The 19,428-nt window shown below is 73.0% G+C and carries 18 protein-coding genes; 12 read left to right on the top strand and 6 right to left on the bottom strand.

What is annotated here, in order from left to right; genetic code table 11:
- Window positions 1-34: 34 nt before the first annotated feature.
- On the top strand, window positions 35-679 hold the full coding sequence (locus tag OG322_RS26855; RefSeq protein ID WP_123471469.1) for a response regulator transcription factor: 645 nt from the start codon (window positions 35-37) through the stop codon (window positions 677-679).
- Window positions 680-689: 10 nt separating this feature from the next.
- Here OG322_RS26855 and OG322_RS26850 read toward each other — a convergent pair whose 3' ends face one another.
- The 3 genes from OG322_RS26850 to OG322_RS26840 all read right to left on the bottom strand — a co-directional run bounded on the left by OG322_RS26850 (window position 690) and on the right by OG322_RS26840 (window position 3,376).
- On the bottom strand, window positions 690-1,571 hold the full coding sequence (locus OG322_RS26850; protein WP_241199946.1) for a hypothetical protein: 882 nt from the start codon (window positions 1,569-1,571) through the stop codon (window positions 690-692).
- 108 nt (window positions 1,572-1,679) lie between these two features.
- Window positions 1,680-1,913 (bottom strand): ferredoxin, encoded by a 234-nt coding sequence (locus OG322_RS26845; protein ID WP_123470520.1) that lies wholly within the window; start codon window positions 1,911-1,913, stop codon window positions 1,680-1,682.
- Entirely contained in the window at window positions 1,913-3,376 is a 1,464-nt protein-coding gene (locus OG322_RS26840) for an aldehyde dehydrogenase (protein ID WP_123470522.1), read from the bottom strand. The genes OG322_RS26845 and OG322_RS26840 overlap by 1 nt, the downstream gene beginning before the upstream one ends.
- Window positions 3,377-3,587: 211 nt before the next feature.
- On the opposite strand from OG322_RS26840, the gene OG322_RS26835 reads away from it, so the two are divergent.
- Window positions 3,588-3,959 (top strand): VOC family protein, encoded by a 372-nt coding sequence (locus tag OG322_RS26835; protein WP_124283919.1) that lies wholly within the window; start codon window positions 3,588-3,590, stop codon window positions 3,957-3,959.
- Window positions 3,960-4,060: 101 nt separating this feature from the next.
- Complete coding sequence (locus OG322_RS26830; RefSeq protein WP_123470526.1) at window positions 4,061-5,101, top strand: MBL fold metallo-hydrolase; 1,041 nt, start codon at window positions 4,061-4,063, stop codon at window positions 5,099-5,101.
- Window positions 5,102-5,205: 104 nt separating this feature from the next.
- Here OG322_RS26830 and OG322_RS26825 read toward each other — a convergent pair whose 3' ends face one another.
- Window positions 5,206-6,159 (bottom strand): helix-turn-helix transcriptional regulator, encoded by a 954-nt coding sequence (locus tag OG322_RS26825; protein ID WP_123470528.1) that lies wholly within the window; start codon window positions 6,157-6,159, stop codon window positions 5,206-5,208.
- 63 nt (window positions 6,160-6,222) lie between these two features.
- Between OG322_RS26825 and OG322_RS26820 the strand changes: the two genes are divergently transcribed.
- From OG322_RS26820 to OG322_RS26780, 9 genes are all read left to right on the top strand, one after another.
- Window positions 6,223-6,702 carry a hypothetical protein gene (locus tag OG322_RS26820; protein WP_123470530.1) on the top strand — a complete coding sequence of 160 codons (480 nt, stop codon included), beginning with the start codon at window positions 6,223-6,225 and terminating at the stop codon, window positions 6,700-6,702.
- Window positions 6,699-7,154: a hypothetical protein gene (locus tag OG322_RS26815; protein WP_123470532.1), complete on the top strand. Its 456-nt coding sequence runs from the start codon at window positions 6,699-6,701 to the stop codon at window positions 7,152-7,154. Before OG322_RS26820 ends, OG322_RS26815 begins: the two co-directional genes overlap by 4 nt.
- A 389-nt stretch (window positions 7,155-7,543) precedes the next feature.
- The gene (locus OG322_RS26810) at window positions 7,544-9,178 is read left to right on the top strand and encodes an MFS transporter (protein WP_241199947.1); all 1,635 of its coding nucleotides are present in this window, start codon (window positions 7,544-7,546) and stop codon (window positions 9,176-9,178) included.
- 275 nt (window positions 9,179-9,453) lie between these two features.
- Window positions 9,454-10,500: a hypothetical protein gene (locus tag OG322_RS26805; RefSeq protein ID WP_329307057.1), complete on the top strand. Its 1,047-nt coding sequence runs from the start codon at window positions 9,454-9,456 to the stop codon at window positions 10,498-10,500.
- Window positions 10,501-10,862: 362 nt separating this feature from the next.
- Window positions 10,863-12,122: a prenyltransferase/squalene oxidase repeat-containing protein gene (locus tag OG322_RS26800; RefSeq protein ID WP_124283921.1), complete on the top strand. Its 1,260-nt coding sequence runs from the start codon at window positions 10,863-10,865 to the stop codon at window positions 12,120-12,122.
- Window positions 12,119-12,808: an SCO2322 family protein gene (locus OG322_RS26795; RefSeq protein WP_123470540.1), complete on the top strand. Its 690-nt coding sequence runs from the start codon at window positions 12,119-12,121 to the stop codon at window positions 12,806-12,808. Before OG322_RS26800 ends, OG322_RS26795 begins: the two co-directional genes overlap by 4 nt.
- A gap of 32 nt (window positions 12,809-12,840) precedes the next feature.
- Complete coding sequence (locus OG322_RS26790) at window positions 12,841-14,010, top strand: energy-coupling factor transporter transmembrane component T (protein WP_123471471.1); 1,170 nt, start codon at window positions 12,841-12,843, stop codon at window positions 14,008-14,010.
- Window positions 14,007-15,731: an ABC transporter ATP-binding protein gene (locus OG322_RS26785; protein ID WP_329307056.1), complete on the top strand. Its 1,725-nt coding sequence runs from the start codon at window positions 14,007-14,009 to the stop codon at window positions 15,729-15,731. Before OG322_RS26790 ends, OG322_RS26785 begins: the two co-directional genes overlap by 4 nt.
- On the top strand, window positions 15,728-16,555 hold the full coding sequence (locus OG322_RS26780) for an ECF transporter S component (RefSeq protein ID WP_123470545.1): 828 nt from the start codon (window positions 15,728-15,730) through the stop codon (window positions 16,553-16,555). The genes OG322_RS26785 and OG322_RS26780 overlap by 4 nt, the downstream gene beginning before the upstream one ends.
- A 136-nt stretch (window positions 16,556-16,691) precedes the next feature.
- Here OG322_RS26780 and OG322_RS26775 read toward each other — a convergent pair whose 3' ends face one another.
- Both OG322_RS26775 and OG322_RS26770 read right to left on the bottom strand, forming a co-directional pair.
- Complete coding sequence (locus tag OG322_RS26775; protein WP_124283922.1) at window positions 16,692-17,987, bottom strand: alpha/beta hydrolase; 1,296 nt, start codon at window positions 17,985-17,987, stop codon at window positions 16,692-16,694.
- 108 nt (window positions 17,988-18,095) lie between these two features.
- On the bottom strand, window positions 18,096-19,265 hold the full coding sequence (locus OG322_RS26770) for a steroid 3-ketoacyl-CoA thiolase (RefSeq protein ID WP_123470550.1): 1,170 nt from the start codon (window positions 19,263-19,265) through the stop codon (window positions 18,096-18,098).
- Window positions 19,266-19,428: the final 163 nt, after the last annotated feature.

Below are 19,428 nucleotides of genomic sequence, written 5' to 3'. Positions count from 1 at the left end.
GGGAGCACCGGTGGTCCCCGCGTTCCGGGAGCCGCTGCGGATCGTCGTCGCCGATGACGCGGTGCTGCTGCGCGAGGGCCTGGTCCGGCTGCTCTCCGAGGACGGTCACGAGGTGGTGGCGGCGGTCGGTGACGGCCCTGCTCTGGTCGAGGCGGTGCTCGCGCACCGCCCGGACGTGTCGGTCGTCGATGTGCGGATGCCGCCGACGCATACGGACGAGGGGCTGCGGGCGGCGGCCACCGCCCGCAGCCGGCTGCCCGGCGCCCCCGTGCTGGTGCTCAGCCAGTACGTGGAGGTGTCCTACGCCGCCGATCTGCTCGCGGACGGCGCCGGCGCGGTCGGCTACCTGCTGAAGGACCGGGTCGCCAAGGTCGAGGAGTTCCTGGACGCCCTGGTCCGCGTCGCCGGTGGCGCGACGGTGCTCGACCCGCAGGTCGTCGCCCAGCTGCTGGCCCGGCAGCGACGGGACGACCCGCTGGAGAAACTGACCGCGCGGGAACGGCAGTTGCTGGCGCTGATGGCCGAGGGCCATTCCAACACGGCCATCGCCCGGCGCATGGTGCTCTCCGGCAGCGCGGTGGAGAAGCACATCGGCAACGTCTTCGCGAAGCTCGGCCTGCCGCCCGACGACACGCGCCACCGCCGGGTGCTCGCCGTCCTCGCCCACCTCAACGCCTGACGGCGTCCCTTCACCAGCCGCCTTCGAAGAAGGCCAGGAGCGCCGGGGCCGGGTCGGCCGTGGTGGCCGTGTTCGCCACGGCGATCACGGCGACGGCCGCCGCCAGCAGGGCCCAGAGAAGGCCGGACGCCCGGAACACGCGCCTGGTCCGCCGGTCGGACGCCGCTGTTCCGGCGAGCCTCCGCCACGACACCGCGCTGATGGCGACGAAGGAGAGGGCCACCACCGTCGCGGCCACGGCCAGCACGGCGTGGTAACGCCCGAAGTCGCCGACCATCACCTCGAGGGGAGGCGGGGTCGGGCCACCCGCGTCCGGGTAGCCGGCCAGTTGCCGCCTGATCTGACCGAGCACGTCGGCGAGCTCTCCGTGGGACGCGTGGACCGGCAGCATCGACATCAGCGAGGAGAAGGGCGCCAGCGCACCCTGGATGTTGGCCATCACCATCGCCAGCGAGAACAGTGCGAGCGCCGCGACGAACACCCCGGCGGACGCGAGAGCGGCCCTCCTTCCCGCGGTGAGCGCGCCGGCCCGCAGGAACGCGTTCCGCAGCAGAACACCGAGCGCGATGAGCACGGCCAGCAGGACCGCGGCGACCACGGCCTTGACCACGTGGTAGCGGGACCAGTAGTCGACGACGCCCTGCAGACCAGGGGGAAGACTCCGCCCACCGGATTCCCAGTAGTCGACGAACGACGCGGAGAGACGGTCGTCGAGCTCGCGCCGGTCGCCGTAGCCACCGCCCGACATGCTCCCCGCCACCGGGCCGGGGGCGAGTACGAAGGCGGGGACGAGAGCCACGGCGAGAGCGGCGAGCACGGTGACCGCGCGGGCGGGGACACCTGCGGTACGGGACGGTCCGGGCGGGCTGGTGGGTGGTGACGTTGTGGACATGCTGGTGACTCTGTCGCACCACCGCCCGCCCGGTCACTGCGGTCCGCCGCCCGCTCGGGGTATGGCAGGCCACACCCCGAGCGGGCGGCAGGCATCACGCAACGGCTCTCAGTCCTCCGGGGGGAACACCACTTCCCCCGAGTCGGCCAGGGCGACCGTGATCGCCTCGACCGGACACCCCTCGGCCGCGGCGAGGACCCGCTCGTTGGCGTCGGTCTCGGGGTCGACGGGACGGGACTGCCGGGCGGAGTCCAGCCGGAAGCCGTCCGGTGCGTGGTTCACGCACATCCCCGACCCGATGCACACGCTCCGGTCGACCTCGACGCTCCACCGGTCCCCCATCAGGACGCTCCCCCGTACCCGGCGGGCAGGTGGATCATCTTGTGCTCGAAGTACTCCCCGTAGCCCTCGGGCCCGAACTCCCTTCCCAGACCGGAGTTCTTGTAGCCGCCGAACGGCCCGAGCATGTCGAGGCTGAAGGTGTTCACGCTGTACGTGCCGGTCCTGACCCGGCGGGCGATGTCGATGCCGCGCTCGGTGTCGGCGGTCCAGACGCTGCCGCTGAGCCCGTACTCGGAGTCGTTGGCGATCCTCACGGCCTCGTCCTCGTCGCCGTACGGCAGCAGGCAGATGACCGGACCGAAGATCTCCTCGCGGGCGATGCGCATGGAGTTGTCGACCCCGCCGAAGAGCGTCGGCTCGACGTACCACCCCCGCTCCTGAGAGGCCGGACGCCCGCCACCGGTAAGGATCTTGGCCCCCTCCTCCTGCCCGATCCGGATGTAGTCGAGGGAGCGCTGCTGCTGGCGCTGCGCGACGAGCGGTCCGAGTTCGGTGGCCGGGTCGAGCGGATCGCCGACCTTGAGCGCGCCGGCGGCGGCGGCGAACGCCTCGGCCATCTCCTCGTACCGGGAACGCGGCACGAGGATCCGGGTCTGGGCCACGCAGGCCTGCCCGTTGATCATCCAGGCGAAGGGCACGATGCCCGCGACGGCGGCGTCCAGATCGGCGTCGGGGAGGATCACGGCGGCGGACTTCCCGCCCAGTTCCAGGGTGACGCGGGTGAGGTTGCGCGAGGCGACCTCCATGACCCGCCGCCCGGCGGCGACGGACCCGGTGAACGAGACCTTGTCGACGCCGGGATGCCCGACCAGGTACTCACTCACCTCGCGGTCGGCCGGCAGGATCGACAGCACGCCCTCGGGCAGCCCGGCCTCGGCGACGATCTCGGCCAGGAGGTAGGCGTCGAGCGGCGATTCGGGCGACACCTTCAGGACGGCCGAGCACCCGGCGAGCAGCGCGGGCGCGAGTTTGGCGGCGGCGGTGAACTGCGGCACGTTCCACGGCACCACGGCGGCGACCACCCCGACGGGCTCCCGGCGTACGAGCAGTGGCCCCAGCGCCCCGTCCCGGCGCTCCTCGTACGGGAAGGTGCGGGCGACGGTGATCGCCGCGTCCCACACCATCATCGCGGCGAGGGCCTGCACCATGACGCTGGAGCTGTACGGGGTGCCGTTCTCCGAGCTGATGACCCGGGCGATCTCCTCGTACCGCACGGCGAACGCGTCCTTGATCCGCGTGACGACGGCGATCCGCTCGGCCGGCGTCATCCGGGGCCAGGGCCCCTCGTCGAACGCCCGCCGGGCGGCGGCGACCGCCCGGTCCACATCCCCCTCGGCGGCGTGCGGCACCCGGCCGATGACCTGCTCGGTGTGCGGGGAGATGACCTCGATGACTTCCCGCCCGAGCGGATCGACCAACTCCCCGCCGATGAACAGTTTTCCGTGTTCGACAAGCTCGCTCATGGCTGCTGCCTCCCGCGACGCGGCACGTGACCCGACTCGTTGACTGAATTCTTCGTTCTGCGTCCGGCATGCATCCGAACAACAGCTGACTACATGTCAGAACTGATACCAGTTCCAGTTCCAGGAGTCCACGGCCGGGACATGGCCGAAGCGTGGCCGGACGCCTCCGGGACCACTCCCGCGGCGCGGCCCACCGGGCAGACTGGCCTCCATGACCGCCTCCCTGCACCACATCGTCATCGACACCCACGACCTGCCCGCCCTGGCCCGCTTCTGGGCGGCCGTACTGAAGTGGCGCATCCTGTCCGAGCGGGAGCGGGAGGTGGTGATCGGGCCGGACGCGGCAGCCCCGGTGGGCATCTGCTTCATGCCCGCGCCCGAGACGAAGTCCGTGAAGAACCGTCTGCACCTCGACCTGACCACGCAACCCTCCGAGGGGGAGGCGGAGATCGAGCGCATCCTCGCGCTGGGCGCGCGCCGGGTGGAGATCGGACAGACCGGCGAGGAGTCGTGGACCGTACTCGCGGACCCGGAGGGCAATGAGTTCTGCGTCGTGCGGCCGAAGGCCACCCTGATCGGATAGTCGACCGGGGCTACCACTGGAACAAGTTCTCGTTACAGTGGACGCGGCGCGTCGTGGCCGTACCCCGCACGCCGCCGAGACCGCGGAGAGATGGGGAGCCCATGACGCAGGTGATGAACCACGGTGGAGGCGTCCACAGCATCAAAGTCCCCATCCCGGACAACCCGTTGGGCCACACCCTGGTCCATGTCCTCGACACCGGCCGGGGTCCGGTCCTGATCGACACGGGCTGGGACGACCCGGAGGCCTGGGACACCCTGACGGCCGGTCTCACGGCGGTCGGCGTGGACATCACCGGCATCCACGGCGTGGTCATCACCCACCACCACCCCGACCACCACGGACTGTCCGGCCAGGTGCGCGAGGCGTCCGGGGCCTGGATCGCGATGCACGCCGCCGACACGGCGATCGTGCGCCGCACCCGGGAGTCCGAACCGGGCACCTGGCTGTCGTACCTCGCGGCGAAGCTGGCGACGGTCGGCGCCCCCGAGGACCACATCGCCCCGCTCCTGGCCGCCCGCGAGAAGGGCGGCCGGATGCGCACCCTGCCCGGCCTGCGGGCCGCGCTCCCGGACCGCGAGATCGTGCCCGGCGAACTCCTCGACCTGGCGGGCCGCAGACTGCGCGCGATCTGGACCCCGGGCCACACCCCCGGCCATGTCTGCCTCCACCTGGAGGAGGACCACCCGGCCAACCTGCCCGGCCGCGGCCGCCTCTTCTCCGGCGACCACCTGCTCCCCGGCATCAGCCCGCATGTCGGCCTCTACGAGGACCCGGACAGCGCGACCGAGACCGATCCGCTCGGGGACTACCTCGCCTCACTGGAACGGATCGGCCGCCTGGGGGTCGCCGAGGTGCTGCCCGCCCACCAGTACGCGTTCCCGGACGCGGCGGGCCGCGTGCGGGAACTCCTCGACCACCACGAGGAACGCCTCACCGGCCTCCTCGGCCTCCTCGCCGAACCGCTCACGCCGTGGCAGCTGGCAGAGCGGATGGAGTGGAACCGCCCCTGGGAGCAGATCCCTTACGGGTCACGGAACATCGCCGTCTCCGAGGCCGAGGCACATCTGCGCCGACTGGTGAAACTGGGCCGCGCGGAAGCGGTCGCGGGCAGCGGGCCGGTGACGTTCGTGGCGGTGTGACGACGGGCGCGCCCGCCCCGCCGGCCGACGTGGCCCTGCCACCCTCCTGGAGCACCGGGCAGCGCCCCACCCGGGCTGAGCCCAGCGGCCCTCCCACCGGAGAGTCAGCCGCCGTTCAGCGCGGCGATCGCGCGAGCCGTCGCCGCCATCCGGGCACGCAGCTCCGCCGGTTCGAGGACCTCGATCTCGGCGCCCAGGGCCAGGAACTCACGGCAGGCCCGGTCCATGGACTCCACCGGGAGAGCGGCCCGGGTCCAGCCGTCGGGCTGGACCTCGCCGGTGGCGTGCAGCGCCCGCGCCGCCGCACCCGTCAACCGGGCGGCGCCTTCGGGCGACACCCGGACGACGGCGTCCGCGGTGTGCAGCCAGGCATGGAACTCCGTCTGGCGAGCCTGCCAGTAGCCGACCAGGTCGAACCCCTCGGGAACGGTGAAGTCGTCCTCCAGGGACTCCAGTCGGAGGATCTGGTCCACCCGGTACGTACGCGGTCCGGGGCCCGCGACCACGTACCAGCGCCCGGCCTTGAGGACCAGTCCGTAGGGTTCCAGCCTCCGGTCCACGTCCGTGGGCTCCCGCCAGCGCCGGTAACGCAGGCGCAGCGCACGGCCGTTCCACACCGCGTCGGCCACGGCGGGCAGGAACGGGACCGGGTCCGCCCCGGCGTACCAGCCGGGTGCGTCGAGGTGGAACCGCTCCTGGATCCGGCCGGCGTGCTCCCGCAGTGCGGGCGGCAGGGCCGCGCGCACCCTCAGCTGCGCCGCGGCCAGCACCGAGCCGAGCCCGAGCTCCGCCGCCGGTCCCGGGATGCCGGACAGGAACAGCGCCCCCGCCTCCTGCGTACTGAGACCGGTCAGGCGGGTGCGGTAGCCCTCGATCAGCCGGTAGCCGCCCCGGTGGCCCGCGTCCCCGTACAACGGGACACCGGCCGCGTGCAGCGCGTCCACGTCCCGGTAGACGGTCCGCACCGAGACCTCCAGCTCACCGGCGAGCTCGGCGGCGGTCATCCGGCCCCGGGTCTGGAGCAGCAGCAGGATCGAGACGAGTCGGCTGGCGCGCATGACGAGAATTCTCCCGCACTTCACTGACAGAAGATGTCAGTGGACCGGTCCTAGCGTGCGGGCATGGCTTTCGAAGAGAAGTTCCTGAGGACTCCGCCACCGATCGAGGTGGACGGCCGCCGCATCAAGCGCTACCACGTGACGGCCGACCCGGCCGGCATCGCTCCCGAGGTCGAGAGGGCGGCGTACGCCGTCCTGCCCGAGCTGCTGCCCGCGCGGGACGGCACCCCGGCGGCAGGTTTCGTGGTGCTGCACCGGGGCGGCGACACCGGCGCGTACCTGAACGCGTACAGCTGGGTCTGGGACAACGTGCTGCACTTCCGCGGTGCGGCGGCGGGCCAGCCGGCCCTGGACTGCCCCGACCTGGACCCGGCGCACTTCGCCGTACAGAGCCGGCCGTGGATCGGCTGTGTGTGGGAGCTCCCGCCGCTCACCCACGAACGCGACGCCTGGGTCCGGCACATGCTCGCGCCGGAGCACCCGGATCTGGACGGATACCTCGCCGACTCGGTGGCCGAGGGCACGACGGGAGGACGCGCGTGAACGACTTCGACTTCCTCGTCGGCGAGTGGGACGTGGCCCACGACAGGCTGGTCGACTTCCTCGATCCGGACAGCGGCCGGCAGCGGTTCAGCGGGGTCAGCCGCTGCTGGAGCCTGTTCGCGGGGGCGGCGAACGTCGATGAGGCCGACTGCCCGGACCAGGGCTTCAAGGGCCTGACACTCCGCCTGTTCGACCGGGAGACCAAGGAGTGGTCCCTCAACTGGTCCAACAGCACGGTCGGGCGCCTGGACCCTCCGGTACGGGGACGCTTCCGGGCCGACGGGGTCGGCGAGTTCCACGGTGACGACACCTACGCGGGCAGGGCGGTGCGCGTGCGCTTCCTGTGGTCGGGCATCACCGACAGGACCGCCCGCTGGGAGCAGGCCTTCTCCGTCGACGGCGGGGCCAACTGGACGACGAACTGGACCATGGACTTCACCCGCCGGGCGTGAGACCCGGCTCCGCCCGGAAACCGTCCACGGCCGGCCGCCCGAGATTTCCTGCGGGCCCTTCCGCCGGCCGCTGGACCTCCTCGGCCTCGCCGGGCCCGCGTCAGGCCAGGGACACACGGCCCGGCGACAGCGCCGCCTCAGCAGGCCGGACGACGTGCGAGGCGGAACAGCGGGCCCGGAAATTGACAGGAGGCGTTAATTCATGCCCACCGAATTATCTTTAATCGGCATCCCATTCACGGCACTCGGGAATTGACAGGGGCTCGGAGCCGTGCCCTCCATCAATCGTCAAAACCTTTGTTTTTTAAGGCACTTGGGAATTGACAGAGGCGTGATGATTACTTACGGTCCGGTCGTCAGGTCTTTACCGATCGCACCCGAGGGTATTCATGACTGCGTCCCCGACGCTGCCGAAGTCCAGGCAGCAGTTGATCCTTGCCGTTCTCATGCTGTGTTTGCTGCTGATCTGGCTCGACAACACCGTCCTGAGCACCACCCTGGAGACCCTCGCCGACCCGGTTCGCGGACTGGACGCCGGACCGGCCGAGCTTCAATGGGCCACGGGCTCGTACACCCTGGCCTTCGCCACCCTGATGTTCACCGCGGGCGCACTGGGTGACCGCTTCGGTCACCGGACAGTGCTCGCGACCGGCCTGGTGGTCTTCGCCGGGTCCTCGGTGTGGGCGGCGTACGCGGGCGACGCGAGCCAGCTGATCGCCGCCCGGGCCGTGATGGGTGTGGGCAGCGCGCTGATCGTGCCCGCCAACCTGGCCATCCTCATGTGGACCTTCACCGGTCCCGCGCGGGCCACCGCCATCGCCATCTCCTCGACAGCCGCCGGTGTCGGAATGGCTGCGGGCCCGGTGCTGGCGGGGCTGCTCCTCGACCACTTCTGGTGGGGCTCGGTCTTTCTGGTCAACGCACCGGTCGTGGTCCTGGCGCTGCTCGGGATCGCCGTACTGGTCCCGAATTTCCGCAGCCCCGTCCGGCGGCCGCTGGACCCGGCCGGGATGCTGCTGTCGATCAGCGGGCTCGCGGCGTTGGCCTACGGGCTGATCCGCGCGGGTCAGATGGCCGCCTGGAGCCGTACGGACGTCTGGGCGCCGATCGCTGTCGGGCTGTGCCTGCTGGCCGCTTTCGTGCTCGTCGAGCTGCGAAGCAGGATGCCCGGCTTCGATCCCCGGCTGCTCGCGCAACGTGCGTTCGGCGGCGGCAACGCGGCGCTCGGACTGCTCTTCTTCGCCATAGCCGCCGTCACCTTCTACAGCGCGTTCTACCTGCAGGGCACACGCGGCTTCTCGCCGATGGAGGCGGGCTTGGCCAGCCTCCCGACCGCGCTCGGCGCGCTCCTGGGGGCGCCCCTCGGCGCGGGTCTGGTCCGCCGCTGGTCGCTGCGCCCTGTCACCGTGCCGACGCTCACCGCGGCGGCGCTCGCCATGGGCGCGTACGGGTTCCTCGGACTGCACACCCCACTCGCCTGGATCGAGATCCTGCTGTTCGTCCAGGGCCTCTCGATCGGCATGGTGATCGGCACGGTGACGGCGGCGTTGATCAGCTCCCTGCCGCTGGACCGGGCCGGGGCCGGGTCGGCCGTCACCAATACCGTGCGACAGACCGGCAGCGTGATCGGGATCGCGGTCGGCGGCACGATCATGTCGATCGTGTACCGGCGTGCGATCGAACCCGCGCTGAGCGAGGTACCCGGGCCGGCGCAGGACCGGGCGCGGATCTCCGCCGAACAGGCCCGGCATGTCGCCACCGCGATGCACCGGCCCGCCCTCGCGCACGCCGCCGATGACGCGTTCGTTCACGCCATGCACGTCGGCGCGGTCTGGGTCATGCTCATCGCACTCCTCGGAGCGGCTGTGCTGGCGATTTCCCTGCGTCCCGCCGGAAAACCCATGGGACGGGCCGAGGAGCCGGACCCCGGCCGGGGAGGCATCCGCTCCACAACCGGGGCGGCGCCCCATTCCGGAGCGAAAAGCCAACTTGCTTACGAGGGCGATGACGCGGGCAGCCACTGACCCGTCGGGAACGGGAAACAATTCCCTGACGCCCTGTCCCGGTCTTCGCTTACACCTCGCCCATTCCGGTTGGAATCACGGGCCCCTGTGCTTTCGGTTCCGGTGTCCACGCATGCGATGCCGGCCGAAGGGCGCTGATCCATTCTCGCCGGGCCATTCATGTACGAGCCGCCGTGCGCGGCATACCTGGGTCGTAGAAGGTACTCACCCGACCGACGGAGGAGCTCGTCCCCGCGCTTGATGTCGCGGCACCGCGTCCCTGCGATGTTCAGTGCATGACCGGTGCGGCAGGAACGACGAGGGCGCCTCGGCGCGTGTGGTGGCAGCGGTGGCCGTACTGGGCCGACCGGGCCGCGATGGCGTGGGCGGTGACGTACACCGGCTTCGCCCTGGCATGTGCGCTGACCGGGACGCCGCTGCTCCACCTGGGCGGCGCCCCGGGGGCCTCGGCGCTGGACTGGGGGTTCACGGCGGTGGGGGCGCTGGCGGTCCTGGCCTGTGGAGCGGTGGTGCGGTACGGCCCGCGGCCCGCGGTACGGGGGCTGCTGCGGGTGGTCTGCGCGCTCGCCGGGATCGCCGCGTTCGGCCTGCTGATGGACGTCATCACCCTCGTCTTCGGCCAGGGGGTGGACAGTGCGGTGGCCGCCGCGCACCACGCGCTGGCAGCCGTCGGGGCCCTGCTGCTCGCGGCCACGGCACAGTCCGGCCGCGGCCCGGCCGCCGCGGCCGCGGTGCGGGCCCCTTCCGCGGCCTCCAGGCCGGTCCAGCTCGCCGCCCGTGCCGGGACGGCGGCCTTTCTCCCCTACGCGGGGATGAAGCTCGTCTGGGTGTCCGGCGGCACCTTCGCGGGGGTGAGCGGCGACGAGATGCTCGCGGTCTCCCGGCGCAACGGTGCGTCGGGAATCTGGCTCACTCTGGAGTCCTGGGGCCTGGACGGCACCGTGCTGCTGGCCGCGCTCGGCGTCTTCCTGCTGTGGGGCCTGGTCCGCCCGTGGGGCCAGGTCTTCCCGCGCTGGACGCCGTGGCTGCGCGGCAGACGGGTCCCTCGCTGGCTCCCCCTGGCCCCGGCGTTCGTCGGCGCCGCCACCCTGGCTCCGTACGGGGTGTTCGGGATCGGCTACACGGCCCTGTGCACGGCCGGTGTGGTGACGATGCGGCGCGGCGACTTCCACGCCTCGGGCGACGCCCTGCTGGTCGCCTGGATCGGCATGGCCGCGTTCGCCGTATACGGGGCCGCGCTGACTGCCGCTGCCCGCTCGTACTGGCTGCGGACCCGCCCCCACCGGGTAGTCCCGAGCCACAGGCCGGTCACTGAGGGGTGACGGCGGATTCCCAACAGCCCGGCCCGGCCGCCCCCTCCGTATCCCGCCCCGGCGACAGCGACCGGCCAGGGCTCTCGTTGTACCCGCCCGGTAGAGTGTGCGAGTCGTCATCACGCCCGTTCAGGGGGAAGCCGGTGCGAATCCGGCGCTGACCCTTCCCCAAGCCCTCGACTCCGTTCGAGCGGGGGAGACCCGTCCCGTGAACCGCCGTCACCGGCGGCGAGCCGGAATGCCCTGTCCGTGTCGTGACCGGCTCGCGCCATCGGGACCCCGGTGGCCGGCACCGTCGAGGTATACGGAGCCGGAGCCTGGTGCCTGAGTGTGCCTGTGCCCGGTTTCCCGCAGGAGAGGCCCCGCCCGCCATGACCGTACGCCGCAGCGCAGCCGCGCTCGCCGCCACCGCCACCGTGCTCTGTGCGGCCGCAGCCCCGGCCGCGGTAGCCGCGCCGTCCCCCTCCCCCTCGCCGTCCGCGGCGCTGCCCTCGGGGCTGTACGGCACGACGGACCCGACGTACGACGGGGTGTGGCGGCAGTCGCTGGCCTTCGTCTCGCAGCGTGCCGTGGGTGTCACGCCCGCCGCGAAGGCGGTCGACTGGCTGATCGGGCAGCAGTGCGACAGCGGGGCGTTTCCCGCGTACCGCCCCGACTCCTCCGTGCCGTGCGACGCCAAGACCATGATCGACACCAATGCGACGGCGGCCGCCGTGCAGGCGCTCCACGAGGTCGGCGGGCACGCGGACCTCGTCGCCACCGGGGTCGACTGGCTGAAGTCCGTGCAGAACGAGGACGGCGGCTGGGGGTACACCGCCGGCGGGGCCAGTGACGCGAACTCCACCTCGATCGTGATCGGCGCCCTCGCCCGCGCCGGGGAGAAGCTCGGCGACGTGACGACGGACGGCGGCAAGACCCCGTACGACGCCCTGCTGGCCTTCGCCATCCCCTGCGGCGGCAAGGACGGCGGCGCCTTCGCCTACCAGCCCGACAAGGCCGGCAAGCTCGTCGCCAACGGGGACGCCACCGCGGCGGGCGTGCTCGGCTCGCTCGGCAAGGGGCTCGTCGTCGGCAACAACGCCGCGGTCAAGGACCCCAGCTGTCACAAGGACACCCCGCTCAAGCCGGAGCAGGCCGCCCAGAACGGCGCCTACTACCTCGCCGGGGCCCTCGCGAAGACCGGTCACCTCGACCAGCCGCCGATGCCGGGGGCCGAGGACAGCGCCCCGCAGCCCGACTTCGGCAACACCGCCGACGCGGTCGTCGCCCTGTCCGCCTCCGGGCACAAGGACAAGGCCGCCGCGTCCGTCGACTGGCTGGCGAAGAACTCCGCCGGCTGGGCCGAGCAGAGCGGCCCAGCCGCCTACGCCCAGCTGGTCATGGCCGCCCACTCGACCGGCGCCGACGTGCACGACTTCGGCGGCGCCGACCTCGTCGCCCGGCTGAACGCGACCGGGCCCGCGCCCGCCGCCGTGAAGAAGCCGACCGCGAGCGCCACCGAGGAGGAGCGGAAGGACAGCGGCGACGGGGACGGCATCGGCGGTGTCTGGTGGTTCGTCGGGATCGGGCTCGCCGTCGGCGCGGGCGCCGGATTCCTGATCAGCGGCCGCCGGAAGAACCAGCAGCTGTGAGGCGTGCCGGCAGGACCACCGCGCTGCTGGTGGTCCTGGGCGCCGTCCTGGCCGTGCTCGGCACGGGCACGGCCCAGGCGGCGGGTTACCGCTACTGGTCCTTCTGGGAGGGGTCCGGCAGCGGGTGGGCGTACGCCACCCAGGGGCCGTCCCTGGTCCGGCCGGACGACGGTTCGGTGCAGGGCTTCCGGTTCGCCGTGAGCGCCGACTCCCAGGACGCGGCGAAGCCGCGCCGCTCCCCCGACTTCTCGAAGATCTGCGCGGCCACCCCGGCCCGGCACGGCACCAAGCGGGTCGCGCTCGTCATCGACGCCGGCACCGCCGCCGATGCGCCGGAGGGGGAGACCCCGCCCCCGCCGCGTACCGCGTGCGCGCAGATCCCGAAGGACGCGAGCAGCGCCGAGGCGCTCGCGTCGGTGGCCGAGCCGCTGCGTTACGGGAGTGACGCGCTGCTCTGCGCGATCACCGGCTACCCGGCCACGGGGTGCGGTGAGCAGGTCTCCAGAACCACCGGTGCCGAAAGCGGCCGACCGGCCACGGCGGACGCGTCCCCTCCGACGTCCGCTGCCGCCGGTACCGGTGGTTCCGACGGCGGCGGGCCGTCCGCCGGGGTTCTCGTCGGGGTCGGCGCGGTCCTTCTGCTCGGCATCGCCGCAGTCGCGCAGGCCCGCCGCCGCCGCGGATGAACGGCTCGACGGCCGGCATCGGGGAGAGCCCGGTGACCGGCGCCACGGGCCGCACGGCGCCCGGCCGCGGCACCGGCCCCTCCCCGGCCCCCGCCTGGCGCGCGCCCGCCGCGACCCGGAGCAACGCGCTGCCCGCCGGGGCGTGGTGGCTGTGGGCGCTGGGGCTCGCCACCGCCGCGTCCCGGACCACGAACCCGCTGCTGCTCGGGCTGCTGGTGGGCGTGGCCGGCTATGTGGTGGCCGCGCGCCGGACGGACGCGCCGTGGGCCCGGTCGTACGGGGCGTTCATCAAGATCGGGCTGTTCGTCATCGGGGTGCGGCTGCTCTTCTCGGTCTTCCTCGGATCGCCGGTCCCCGGCACGCATGGGCTGTTCACCCTGCCCGAGGTGCCGCTGCCGGACTGGGCGAAGGGCGTCCGGATCGGTGGCCGGGTCACCGCCGAGCAGCTGCTCTTCGCGCTGTACGACGGGGCGAAGCTGGCCACCCTGCTGATCTGCGTCGGTGCGGCGAACTCGCTCGCCAACCCGGCCCGGCTGCTGAAGTCGCTGCCCGGTGCGCTGTACGAGGCCGGGGTGGCCGTCGTCGTCGCGATGACGTTCGCGCCGAACATGGTCACCGACGTGGTGCGGCTGCGCACCGCCCGTCGGCTGCGCGGCCGGGCGACCGGCGGGGTCGGGGCCGTGCTCCAGATCGGGCTGCCGGTCCTGGAGGGGGCGCTGGAGCGGTCGGTCGCGGTGGCGGCCTCGATGGACGCGCGCGGCTACGGGCGCACCGCGCGGGTGCCGGCGGCCGTACGGCACACCACGAACGTCCTCACCCTCGGCGGGCTGCTCGGTGTCTGCGCCGGTACGTACGGGCTGCTGGCCGCGCAGGGTGCGGTGTACGGGCTGCCGCTGCTGATCGCCGGTCTGGTCGCGGCGATGGCCGGGCTGCGCCTCGGCGGGGCGCGTTCGGTGCGGACCCGCTACCGGCCCGACCGGTGGGGCGTACGGGCCTGGCTGGTCGCGGGCTCCGGTGCGGCGGTCGCGGTGGCGATGATCTGGGCGGGCAGCGCCGATCCGGCGGCGCTGCACCCCGGGGTCGTACCGCTGACCGCGCCGGTGCTGCCGCTGTGGCCCGCCGCCGCGGTGCTGATCGGTCTGCTGCCCGCGCTGGTCGCGCCCGTCCCGCCTTCCCCCACAGGCTTCGAGGAGCAGGTGTGATCCGGTTCGACGATGTTTCGGTGCAGTACGAGGGGACCGGGCGCCCCACCCTGTCGGGGGTCGATCTGACCGTTCCGGAGGGTGAACTGGTGCTGCTCGTCGGGCCGTCGGGGGTCGGTAAGTCGACTTTGCTGGGTGCCGTGTCGGGGCTGGTGCCGCACTTCACCGGGGGACGGCTGACCGGGCGGGTCACCGTCGGCGGGCGCGACACCCGTACGCACAAGCCGCGTGAACTGGCCGATCTGGTCGGCACGGTGGGTCAGGACCCGCTCTCCCACTTCGTGACCGACACGGTCGAGGACGAGCTGGCGTACGGCATGGAGTCGCTGGGCCTGGCCCCGGACGTGATGCGGCGGCGGGTCGAGGAGACCCTCGACCTGCTGGGCCTCGCCGGGCTGCGGGACCGGCCGATCGCCACGCTCTCCGGCGGTCAGCAGCAGCGGGTCGCGATCGGTTCGGTCCTCACCCCGCATCCCCGGGTCCTGGTGCTGGACGAGCCGACGTCCGCGCTGGACCCCGCAGCGGCCGAGGAGGTCCTCGCGGTGCTCCAGCGGCTCGTCCACGACCTGGGGACGACGGTCCTGATGGCCGAGCACCGGCTGGAGCGCGTGGTCCAGTACGCCGACCAGGTCGTCCTGCTGCCCGCTCCGGGCGCCGCCCCGGTGATGGGGCCGCCCGCCGACGTGATGGCGGTGTCGCCGGTGCACCCGCCGGTCGTGGCCCTGGGGCGGCTGGCGGGCTGGGACCCGCTGCCGCTCTCGGTGCGGGACGCCCGGCGGCGGGCCTCGGGGATGCGCGCGTCCCTGGCGGGCGAGCGGCCGGGGCCGGTCTCCGGTGCGGACGGGCCGCGGCTGCCGGCCGAGGTGGTCGCCGCCCCCCGCCCCGCCGTTCGGCGGGGCGCCCTGGCCAGACTGTTCGGCCGCGATCCGCGGGAGAGCGCCGTGCCCGAGCCCGTCACCGACGCCACCACCCGGATCGAGCGCCTCGGGGTGCGGCGCGGCCGGATCGAGGCGCTGCGCCGGGTGACGCTCACCGTCGCGCCCGGCGAGACCGTCGCACTGATGGGGCGTAACGGCGCGGGCAAGTCCACGCTGCTCGCCGCCCTCGTGGGCATGGTCGAGCCGACCTCCGGCAGCGTCCTGGTCGGCGGCCGGACCCCGCACCGCACGCCGCCGCGCGAGATGGTGCGCCGGGTCGGCCTGGTACCGCAGGAGCCGCGCGATCTGCTGTACACGGACACGGTCGCCGCCGAGTGCGCGGCGGCGGACGCCGACGCGGGCGCCGCGCCGGGCAGCTGCCGGGCCCTGGTGTCCGAGCTGCTGCCCGGCGTACCGGACGGCACCCACCCCCGTGATCTCTCCGAGGGGCAGCGGCTCGCCCTGGCGCTCGCCCTCGTGCTCACCGCCCGGCCCCCGCTGCTGCTCCTGGACGAGCCGACCCGGGGCCTGGACTACGCGGCGAAGGCCCGGCTCGTCGGGGTGCTGCGCGCACTGGCGGCCGAGGGCCATGCGATCGTGCTGGCCACGCACGATGTGGAGCTGGCCGCCGAGCTGGCGCACCGGGTGGTGATCCTCGCCGACGGTGAGGTGGTGGCGGACGGGCCGACCGCGCAGGTCGTGGTGTCGTCCCCGGCGTTCGCCCCGCAGATCGCCAAGGTCCTGGCCCCTCAGGAGTGGCTGACCGTGACGCAGGTGCGCGAGGCGCTGGGGGGCGTCGCATGAGCGGAACGACCGGGCGCGGGACGCGGCCGGTGCGGCTCGGGCCGCGGGCCGTCGCGGCGCTGGTGCTGATCAGCGCGATCGGCGTGGTCGCCTTCGGCTGGCCGCTGCTGGCCGGGCCCGACTCGGGTCTCGCCCATGCGCAGGACGCCCCCTGGCTGTTCGCCGCGCTGCTGCCGCTGCTGGTCGGGGTGGTGGTCGCGATGATCGCGGACGCCGGGCTCGACGCGAAGGCGGTGGCGATGCTGGGGGTGCTGGCCGCGGTCGGCGCCGCGCTGCGGCCGTTGGGGGCGGGCACGGCGGGGCTGGAGCCGATGTTCTTCCTGATGGTGCTGAGCGGGCGGGTGCTGGGGCCCGGCTTCGGCTTCGTGCTCGGCTCGGTGACGATGTTCGCGTCCGCGCTGCTGACCGGCGGGGTGGGCCCGTGGATGCCGTTCCAGATGCTGTCGATGGGCTGGTTCACGATGGGCGCGGGGCTGCTGCCGGGGCCGGACCGGCTGCGCGGGCGCGCCGAGCTGCTGATGCTGGCGGCGTACGGGGCGGTGGCGGCGTTCGCGTACGGGACGGTCATGAATCTGTACGGGTGGACGATCGTGCCGGGCCTCGGTTCGGGCATCTCCTTCCATCCCGGAGACCCGCTGCCGGAGAACCTGGTGCGCTTCCTCGCGTACTGCACGGCCACCTCGGCCGGCTGGGACCTGGGCCGGGCCGTGCTCACCGTCGTACTGACGCTGACCGTCGGGACGGCGCTCCTGAAGGCGCTGCGCAGGGCCACCCGGCGCGCCGCCTTCGGGGCCCAGGTCACATTCGACGTCCCGGACGAGTGAGGGCACCCACAGGACCTTCGTCCCGTACGAAACGGCAGTCCGACAGCTGGTACCGAGCCGGCCCGGACTCCCGTCCGGCAGTGACCGACAACCCCGACCGCGGTGCGGTCGGGGTTGTCGGCGTCCGCGCCCGGGGTCAGCGTCGCGCCGCCGCGGCGTCGAACCAGCGCACGATCTGCGGACCCGACTTCAGATACGTCTCGTTGTGACTGACCGGCCCCTGGTCGGTCACCGGCGCCTCGACGCCCCGCTTCGCCAGGTCGGCCGCGCAGTGACGGGCGTTGGCGATCGGCACGTCGGTGTCGCCCGACGAGGAGTAGAGCCGTACCGGGACGTCCGGCTTCCAGGCGCAGTTGCCGTCCTGGGCGCGGTACGCGGCGAGCAGGGCGCCGCTCGGGTGCTGGATCTGCCGGTAGTAGTCGTCGGTGAGCAGTTCCTTCAGCGTCGCGGGGAGGGCCCGGAAGATCTCCTCCTCCGTGTGGTTCGTGTCGAAGAGACCGTCGACGATGTCCGCGTACGGCTCCCGGAAGGCCTCGGAGGGGTCCTTCCAGAGCGGGTGGAGCCGGTTCTGCGCGGTGAGGAAGTACGTCATGTAGAAGATCGCGCTCGTCGGGTTGATGCTGCCGTCGAAGGTGCCGGGGGCCTCGGCGTGCTCGATGTCGTACGGTCCCGACACGGGGGCCAGGGCCCGCAGGGTGAGGCGCCGGTCGGCGCCTCTCTCCAGCGCCCTGCCCAGCGCCATGGCCACCTGGCCGCCCTGCGAGAAGCCGCTCGCGTACACGTCACCGGTGAGCGGGCGGCCCAGCCGGAGGGCGGCGGTGCGCGAGGCGCGGAGCATGTCGAGCGATGCGGTGACGGCGGACCGGGTGTCCATGTACGGATGGAATCCGGGGCCCCTGCCCAGGCCCAGGTAGTCCGGGGCGGCGACCGCCCGCCCCGCCGAGGCGTGGAGGTAGGCGGCGTAGCGGCCGGAGTCCTCGCCGACCGAGGGCGCGTAGTCGCGGTGGACCATCGTGCCGTGGGTGTCGGACACCAGGTCCAGCCGGTGGGCGCCGCCCTCGGGGAGCACGAGGAGCCCGGTGGCGGTGGTGGGACCGCCCTGCGGGGTGACGGTGCGGTAGGTGAGGCGGTAGGCCCGGACGCCGTGTCTGACGGTGGCCGTGTCCATGCCCGCCGTGGCGAGGAAGTCCGCGACGCCGGCCCGGCCGACGCGGGCGACGGGGGTGAGGGCGAGGAGTCCGCCGCGCGCGTCGTGCCGCTGGGCGGCGGCGGGCAGGGCCGCGTGCCGCGCGGAGGCCTGGCGGCCGGGCGCCGAGTGCCCGGCCGCCGCGGCCGGAACCGTGCTCAGTGCGGCGAGGACCACCACGGTGGCGGCGGCCAGGAGTCGTCGAGTCCCGTTCGCCCGGGTGGAGTTGCTCGCGTTGTTTTCCATGACCCCGACGCTAGGCAACCGCGGCCGGCGCCGACATCCGCGTACACCCCCGCCCGGGGGTGTACCTGGCAGCACCCTCGGGCCGGGGCGTCCCACCACCCTGCGCGGCTACAGCCGCTGGATGATCGTTCCGGTGGCCAGCGCTCCGCCCGCGCACATGGTGATCAGCGCGAACTCCTTGTCCCTGCGCTCCAGTTCGTGCAGCGCCGTGGTGATCAGCCGGGCCCCGGTGGCGCCGACCGGGTGGCCGAGCGCGATCGCACCGCCGTTGACGTTGACCTTCTCCAGATCCTGTTCGAAGACCTGGGCCCAGCTCAGCACGACCGACGCGAAGGCCTCGTTGATCTCCACGATGTCGATGTCCTTGAGCGACATCCCGGCCTTGCCGAGCACCGCACGGGTGGCGTCGACGGGTCCGTCGAGGTGGAAGTGCGGGTCGGAGCCGACCAGTGCCTGGGCCACGATCCGGGCCCGCGGCTTGAGTTTGAGCGCCCGTGCCATGCGCTTGGACGCCCACATGACCGCGCAGGCGCCGTCGGATATCTGTGAGGAGTTGCCCGCGGTGTGGATGGCGGTGGGCATCACCGGCTTGAGCCCGGCGAGCCCCTCCATCGTGGTGTCGCGCAGCCCCTCGTCGCGGTCGACCAGCCGCCACATGCCCTGCCCGGCGGCCTGTTCCGCCTCGGTGGTGGGCACCTGGACCGCGTACGTCTCCCGTTTGAAGCGCTCCTCGGCCCAGGCGGCGGCCGCCCGCTGCTGCGAGATCAGACCGAGCGAGTCGACGTGTTCGCGGGTGAGGCCGCGCTTGCGGGCGATGCGCTCGGCGGCCTCGAACTGGTTGGGCAGGTCGACGTTCCACTCGTCGGGCCACGGCTTGCCCGGCCCGTGCTTGGAGCCGCTGCCGAGCGGCACCCGCGACATCGCCTCGACCCCGCAGCTGATGCCGACGTCGATCACCCCGGCCGCGACCATGTTGGCGACCATGTGGGAGGCCTGCTGCGAGGAGCCGCACTGGCAGTCCACGGTCGTCGCGGCGGTCTCGTACGGAAGCCCCACGGTGAGCCAGGCGTTGCGCGCGGGGTTCATGGACTGTTCGCCGGCATGGGTGACGGTGCCGCCGACGATCTGTTCGACGCAGTCGGCCTGGATGCCGGTCCGGCCGAGAAGTTCACGGTAGGTCTCACCCAGCAGATAGGCCGGGTGCAGATTGGCGAGCGCGCCTCCGCGCCTGCCGATGGGAGTGCGTACGGCTTCGACGATGACGGGTTCCGCGGCCATGAGCTCGTCCTCTCCTCGCACTTCCGCAGAGGCGTCCCGGCGCCCACGGAAGGAACTAGTACGCGTTCTAGTTCTGCGTGCAGTCTTATGAGGATTACCCCCGGTACGCAAGGGGCTTGCACGGACCTTGCCCATGCTTCACCGTCAGCACCCACCACAATCC

The sequence above is a fragment of the Streptomyces sp. NBC_01260 genome, from assembly GCF_036226405.1.
GTDB classification, from domain to species: domain Bacteria; phylum Actinomycetota; class Actinomycetes; order Streptomycetales; family Streptomycetaceae; genus Streptomyces; species Streptomyces laculatispora.
This window is presented reverse-complemented; position numbering and strand designations above follow the sequence as displayed.